Consider the following 6583-nt stretch of genomic DNA (forward strand, 5'->3'; position numbering starts at 1 on the left):
CAGTGTCTCCACGCACCCGATACGATGGACGCATGCACATCGCCCGCACCCTGACCGCCTTCGTCGTCCTGCTCGCTGCCGTCGCCGCATGGTTGTCGGCCGCGGGCCCGCCGCCGCAGACCGTGTTCCTGCCGCCCGCCGCGATGGCACCGGCGACGGTGGCCGCGTCGGGACACATGCCGGCATCACCGCCGGATGGTCTGGACTGGCGCCCGCTCGATCAACGCGTACTGGCCGGCTGGCGCGGTCCGTACTGGCTGCGCTGGGACGTGCCGGCCACTGCGGCGAACGCCCCCGACCGGGCGCTGCGCCTGTCCCTGCGCGCCGCCAGCCAGCCGTACTGGAACGGACGGCCCCTGGCCGCCAATGGCGTGGTCGGGCGCACCGCCGCAGAAGAGCGGCCCGGCCGCGTCGACGTTCTGCGCGTGCTGCCGCCCGCCTCGGGCACCGGAGGCGACACGCTGGTGGTGCTCGCCTCCAGCCAGCGTCCCGGGTGGCGGCTGCACAGCGCCGATGCCTTCATTGCCGTGGGACCGGTCGCGTCGCTGTACGGCCATCCTGTTGCCCCGTGGCTGATCGCAGCACTGGCCACCGGCGCGCTCGCTGCGTCGTGCCTGTATTTTCTGGCGGCGCAGCGCGGACGGCCGCGCGTTCCCGGCGCCCGCCTGCTGCTCGCGCTTGGCTTGGTGGGACTGGCCTTGCCGGTGATCGAAGCCTGGCGCCCCCTGTTCGGTTACCCCTACCCGTGGCACGCGCCGCGTCTGCTGGCGCTGCAGGCGCTGCACCTGGCCGGCGCGGTCCTGCTGCCCGCCTACCTCGCACGGCGCTTCGCTGTGGCGGTACCGGTCGGCGTACGCCTCGCCTACCTGGCCACACTGGTGGCCGTGATCGCATTCGTGCCCGGCTTCGATGGCCGTGGAGCGGCGCTGTTGCTGCTGAGCCTGCTCAGCGCGACCGCCCTGCTGCTGCGCGCCCGTGGCGAGCCCGACGAACGCGGGCCGATCCTGACCCTGGTGCTGGCCGGCGCGCTGGCCATTCCGCTGCTGGGCGGCGCCTTCCTCGACGGGCCCTACTTCCTGTTCCTGGCGGTGCTGATGGGCTTCCTGCTGCTGCGCCATGCCGCCCAGCTGCGGACGCTGGACCAGCACAACGCACAGCTGCGCGAAGAGCGCGCGCGTCTGTCGCTGCAGCTGCTGCAGCGGGGCATCCAGCCGCACTGGCTGATGAACACCCTGACCTGCCTGCAGGAGTTGATCGAGCAGGCGCCGATGCGCGCCAGCCGGCTGGTCGAGTCGCTGGCCGAACAGTTCGATCGCCTGCGCGAGAGCAGCACCCGACAGACCGTGCCGCTGGAGGAGGAACTGGCGCTGTGCCGCAACCACCTGGACATCGTGGGGCAGGCGATGGACCGCCACATCCGCTTCGAGGTGGATGCCGGTCCGGGCACGCCGTGGCTCCCGCCGGGCGTGCTGCATGCGCAGGTCGAGAACGCGCTGACCCATGCCGGTGCGGTTGCATGCGCGCAGCATCCGTTCCGCCTGCGCGTGCAGCGCGATGGCCAGCGCTGGACGCTGGATCTGCGCAGCGCGCGCGGTTCGGCCCCGCATCGCGGCCACGGCACCGGCACGCGCTACATCGAAGCCAGCCTCGCGGCCGCCTGCCCGGGCGGATGGCGCTTCGTGCAGGGTGCCGAGGGTGACGAGTGGTACGGCCGGATGGAGCTGACATGCGCATCCTGATCGTCGAGGACGAACTGCTGGTGCGCCAGCGCCTGCTGCGCCTGTGCACCGAGCTGGCCGGCGCACGGGCGCGGTTCGACGCGGTGGCCGATCTGGACGCGGCCGGCGACCGCCTCGCGCGCAGCGTCTACGACGGCCTGCTCCTGGACCTCAACCTCGGCGGCGAGGACGGCTTCGACCTGCTGCGCCGCGCGGTCGCCGGGCGATACCACTGCGTGGTGGTGTCGGCCCACCGCGACCGTGCGCTGCAGGCGTTCGAGCACGGTGTACTGGATTTCGTGCCCAAGCCGTTTTCACGCGAGCGCCTGGGCCAGGCGCTGGAACGCCTGCTGGACGTTGGCCGCTACCGCGCCGGCGGCGCCCGCTATCTCGGCATCTGGCGCGCACAGGGCACCGCACTGGTCGAGCTGGCCGAGGTGCAGTGGATCCGTGCCGATGGCGATTACAGCGAACTGCGCCTGGCCAACGGCCGCAGCGAACTGCACGACAAATCCCTGGCCAGCCTGACCGCCGTGCTGCCGCCGGATTTCGTGCGCTGCCACCGCTCCTATCTGGTCAATCTGCGTCACGTGCGCACGCTGCATGCCGGCACGGGCAGCCGCTACTGGCTGGTGCTCAACGATGGTGCGGAACTCCCGGTAGGGCGCGCGCACGTGGCCACCCTGCGCGGAGAACTCGCGCTGGCGTGAGCGCCATCGCTCATGCCCGCCCGGTCAACGCCGCGCGGGCGTTGTCCGGCCCAGGCCGATGCGCACCCCCAGCCAGGCGCCGGCCAGCGCGCTGAAGATCGAACAGGCCACCGGGGCAGCATTCCAGCGCACCAGCTCGCCCAGGGTCACTTCGGGCGACACGCGATGCAGGAAACCGAACGCTCCCCCCAGTAGACGGCGTGGAGCGCCACCGCCACGCCCACGAACGCGTATCGGCGTGCGACTGCACCGCCGCACAGGCACAACGCGAACCCCAGCAGCCCCGCCCACAGATCGGCCATCTGCAGCGGCCCTCCGGTTCTGGCCTGCACGGAGATCCCAAGAAACTGCGCTGCCAGCAGCGTGGGCAACAGCACGATGCAGATCGCAATCATCAGTCGCATGTCATTCTCCGTCGCGTCCTTGCGTACCGCAGGGCAGTGCGGCCCCGGGCGTCAGCTGCCACCCCACCGCCTGCCGCTCCAGTCGCCAGCCTTCGTTGAGGGTGAGCGTCCAGCCCGGCCCCTTCCATGCGGTGCCACAGCCTTCCACCGCGCCGCCCTGCACCCTGGCCAGCGACCACTCTTTCAACAGCAGTGCGCCGGCAGGCGCAGTCAGTTCACCCCACGCATCGCGCACGGTGATCGGCAGGTAGACCGTGCCGATGTCGTCCAGCGGGAACAGCGTGCGCGGATCGAACGACACCGACGGTGCACGCAGCGGCAGACGGACCGCATCGTCGGCCAGGAAGCGTGCGCGGTAGTCGGCGCTGCGCTGCTCACGCTGCAGCGCACGTACCCGCTCTTCTGCGCGCACGTCAACCAATCCATACGTGCGCCCGGCCTGCTCGACACCCGACGGCGGCGCGCCGATCCGCCCGGCGAGCAACGTGGGCAGATCCGCATCGGCCGACAGCCTGCCGCGCCACTGTGGCGACCAGCGGTCCAGCAGCAGCCCGTACGCCGGCCCCGTTGCATACGCGGCGGAGCGGACGAAGCTCGCGGTTGCATCGGCCTTGCGCAATGCCGCCACCACGTCAGGAGCGGCATTGCCCTTGCCTGCCGCCGCAGCCAGCACGCGACCGGTGTACTCGGCCAGGCCCTCGTTGCGTTCCACGCGCGCCTCTTCAGCCCGCGCATCGCCGCCGGGCGCGGCCGCGCCCGAACGCTGGTCCCGGAATGCCACGGCAGCGGCCGCATGGCGCCGCGCATCCGCGTCGTCGGTCGTAGCGATCGCCTGTGCCAGCGCGCGCAGTTCCAGACGCAGCCAGGTGCGGCCAGCCTCACTGTCCAGATGCGCCGTATCACCTTCGGACGACGGCAGTCCCAGCGCGGCCTGCACGCAATGCCACTGCTCGTGCCAGTAGAGCGTCGCCAGGCCGTCGCCGTCCGCCGGCAGCGGCAGAAGCAGCAGCACGGTCGGTGTGCCCTCGATCTCGATGCAGGTATTGGCCGGGGGTTGATCCCGGCGCAGCGCGATGGGCACGAGCGCGCCTGTCGCCGGGTCGCGACGCCAGCTCGTGGCCGAGGTCCGGTCATGCACGATCACCGGCGCATCCAGCGGCACGCCCCACAGCCGCCGGGCGGCGCGCGCCGCTGCCGGTGCATCCGCGATCGCCGCGATACGTTGCACGGCCACCTCGATCCCGCTGGGTGGAACCTGTGCGCGGGCCGGGAACGCAGGCACGCCCAGCCCGGCAAGGACGGCGGCAGCGCATACCATGCCCGCATACCGATGACGCGCGCCCTTTCCTGACCGGCCTACGCTCGACATCCTTGCCATGATCCGCGCGCATCTCCCTGAAAACGTGATGGATGGTGCTGCGGCTCAGGGTAGTTCAGCGCGCGCGGGGGTGCCACACCGGCACAACGCGGCGCTAGCGCCCGCGTCGCACCGTGGCGACGATCAGATGCTCCAGCTCTGCTTCGGCGGCCGGCTGCGCCACCCGCCCGGCCACAACCGCGTCGGACAGCGACTCGGCGGCGCCCAGGATGGCCCAGAAACCGGCTTCCGGCACGCTCCCCTCGGGTGCGAAGCCGCCGAGCCATCCCGCGCACTTGGCAATGAAGTCCTGCTGATAGCGCCGCTTCACCTGCAGCAGTTCCGGCGAGCCGGCCAGCGCGGCGAGAATGCCCTGGATTTCGCTGCCCTGTGACAGCACGCAATCGATGTAGCCACCCGCAATGGCATGCGCGCGGTCCTTCAACTGCACCTTCGCCGCGCCGATGCGCTCGTCGAAAACGGCGGTCTGGCGCACGTCGTAGTCCTGGTAGAGCGCGGCCAGCAGACCGTTGCGCGTCACGAAGTGGTCGTACGCCACCGGCTTGGTGACGCCCGCCGCCTCGGCCAACCGCCCCAGCGAGAGCGCATCGGTGCCTTCGGCGCCAACCAGTGCCCACGCCACGTCGAGCAGCTGGCGGGCGCGTTGTTCACGCGGCAGGCGGCGGCGGCGGGGCTCAGGGCGTGCAGGCATCGCGGTGGGGGTTCAGGCGGCGGCGGACACCCCAATGGTACGTCCGATGTCGGCCGCAGTACGCAGGTGCGCCTCGGCGGCGCCGCTGTCGGACTCGAGCAGCAGCGTGGACGACAGCACCTGCGCGCCGCAGTAGTCGAAGATGCCCATGTCGATCTGCGTCTTCATGGCCGCCCCGTAACCGCGTCGCTCGATCATCTCCGCACCGGCACCGCCCAGCCCCACCAGATGCACCTGCAGACGCTGCAGCTTCTTGGTCACCTTGCCATCGGGGGTGTCGGCGTAAGCCCAGCCCTGGGTGAACACACGGTCGACCCAGCCCTTCAGCAGCGCCGGGAACGACCACCAGTACAGCGGATAGACCAGCACCAGCACGTCGGCGCGATCAAGGCGCGCATGTTCGGCGGCCACATCGGCCGGCGCGGCCGCCGTCTGATGGAAGAGCGCGTTGTCGGCCGGATTGAAGCGGGGGTCGAAACCCTCCGCGGCGAGATCGGCGATTTCCACGGTATGGCCGGTACCGGCTGCAAGAACGGCATCGCCGATGCGGCTGGCCACGGCATGGGTGAGTGAATGAGGGTTGGGGTGGGCGACGACGATAAGGCTGTGCATGGGAGTAATCCTTGGATGACGTTACCTACCAAACGTAACATCGGACCTGCACGGGACCAGTGCTGTCAGCGGAACGCTGTTTCCGTCGCGCGGCTTCATCCCCGCCACACATGCTCCCCATCGTGGCCTCATGCGCCGGGTGCAGTCTGGGCGCCTGCATCTCGGAGGGGTTTCTGTGTCTTCCATCGCGGGCCACGCGGCCGCCGGCATCACCGCCTATCTGTGCTGCAACCGCTGGGCGTGCGCGCCGTCGCGCTGGGCAGTGGTCCCGTTCGCTTTTCTGGCCGTCTGCCCCGATCTGGACTACCTGGCGGTGTGGCTCCTCGGCTACGCCGCCTCGCCACGGATCACGCACAGCCTGCTCTTCGCGCTGGTGGCCAGCCTGCTGGTGCACCGGCTCACGCGCCGGCCGGCCTCCGCGCGCCTGCCCACCGCCTGGCTGCTGGCCGCCAGTCTGTCCCATCCGCTCATGGACCTGCTGGTAGGGGCGCATCCGGTGCCCCTGCTCTGGCCCATTGCCGCGGAGATCGCCGTGCCGGTTGGCCTGCTCCCCAGCGCAGGCGCACTGTCCGCGGGCAACTACTACCTGTGGCGCAACCTGATCATTGAACTGGGCGTGCTGCTGCCGCCATTCGCACTGGCGGTGGCGGCAAGCCGGCATGCCACGCCACGCCGGGTGCTGGCCTGGGCAGTCGGCATCGCCCCGGTCTGGGCGGCGTTCCTGATCGGCTCGCTGGCACTGGCCCGTTGAGCCGGCCGTTGCCGTTTACCGCCTGCGGCCTGTCACGCGTTTCAAAAGGTTCAGGTGTGTGCGGCTCAGCATAGTTGGTGGGAGACCGGCCACCATAGATGGTGGCCAGTCTTTACCTAGGACCAACTCGAAGGGCCTCGAAGGCGCCGGGCGCCTAAGTCAGAGCACCTGTGAGCATCCCAACGGGTTCTGCCCCGAAATCACGGACGGTTCTAAAAGAGCTGCAACCTTCTGATCCTGCCTGGCGACCCTTCGCCGCATCCTTGGGTTGTGGCGTCGCTCGATGTAGTCAAACACATCCGCTCGTGCTGCATCCAGT

The 6583-nt window shown here is 70.3% G+C and carries 8 protein-coding genes; 3 read left to right on the top strand and 5 right to left on the bottom strand.

Going from position 1 to position 6583, the window contains the following annotated elements; translation table 11 throughout:
- Positions 1-32 precede the first annotated feature (32 nt).
- Positions 33-1739, top strand: coding sequence for a histidine kinase (locus GDJ08_RS10810; RefSeq protein ID WP_153164854.1), 1707 nt, complete (start codon positions 33-35; stop codon positions 1737-1739).
- Positions 1727-2428: a response regulator transcription factor gene (locus GDJ08_RS10815; protein WP_153164855.1), complete on the top strand. Its 702-nt coding sequence runs from the start codon at positions 1727-1729 to the stop codon at positions 2426-2428. Before GDJ08_RS10810 ends, GDJ08_RS10815 begins: the two co-directional genes overlap by 13 nt.
- A gap of 24 nt (positions 2429-2452) precedes the next feature.
- Here the strand turns inward: GDJ08_RS10815 and GDJ08_RS10820 are convergent, their stop codons facing one another.
- The 5 genes from GDJ08_RS10820 to GDJ08_RS10840 form a co-directional block, all read right to left on the bottom strand.
- Positions 2453-2590, bottom strand: a complete 138-nt coding sequence (locus tag GDJ08_RS10820) for a hypothetical protein (protein ID WP_017356879.1) — start codon at positions 2588-2590, stop codon at positions 2453-2455.
- On the bottom strand, positions 2575-2832 hold the full coding sequence (locus GDJ08_RS10825; protein WP_153164856.1) for a hypothetical protein: 258 nt from the start codon (positions 2830-2832) through the stop codon (positions 2575-2577). The genes GDJ08_RS10820 and GDJ08_RS10825 overlap by 16 nt, the downstream gene beginning before the upstream one ends.
- A 1-nt stretch (position 2833) precedes the next feature.
- Positions 2834-4150, bottom strand: coding sequence for a hypothetical protein (locus tag GDJ08_RS10830; RefSeq protein ID WP_153164857.1), 1317 nt, complete (start codon positions 4148-4150; stop codon positions 2834-2836).
- Positions 4151-4304: 154 nt separating this feature from the next.
- Positions 4305-4901, bottom strand: a complete 597-nt coding sequence (locus tag GDJ08_RS10835) for a TetR/AcrR family transcriptional regulator (RefSeq protein ID WP_136004541.1) — start codon at positions 4899-4901, stop codon at positions 4305-4307.
- A 12-nt stretch (positions 4902-4913) separates the two neighbouring features.
- Positions 4914-5513: an NAD(P)H-dependent oxidoreductase gene (locus GDJ08_RS10840; RefSeq protein WP_153164858.1), complete on the bottom strand. Its 600-nt coding sequence runs from the start codon at positions 5511-5513 to the stop codon at positions 4914-4916.
- 175 nt (positions 5514-5688) lie between these two features.
- On the opposite strand from GDJ08_RS10840, the gene GDJ08_RS10845 reads away from it, so the two are divergent.
- Positions 5689-6264, top strand: a complete 576-nt coding sequence (locus GDJ08_RS10845) for a metal-dependent hydrolase (protein WP_165699791.1) — start codon at positions 5689-5691, stop codon at positions 6262-6264.
- Positions 6265-6583: the final 319 nt, after the last annotated feature.

This window comes from Stenotrophomonas nematodicola, assembly GCF_009467805.1.
Classification (GTDB): domain Bacteria; phylum Pseudomonadota; class Gammaproteobacteria; order Xanthomonadales; family Xanthomonadaceae; genus Stenotrophomonas; species Stenotrophomonas nematodicola.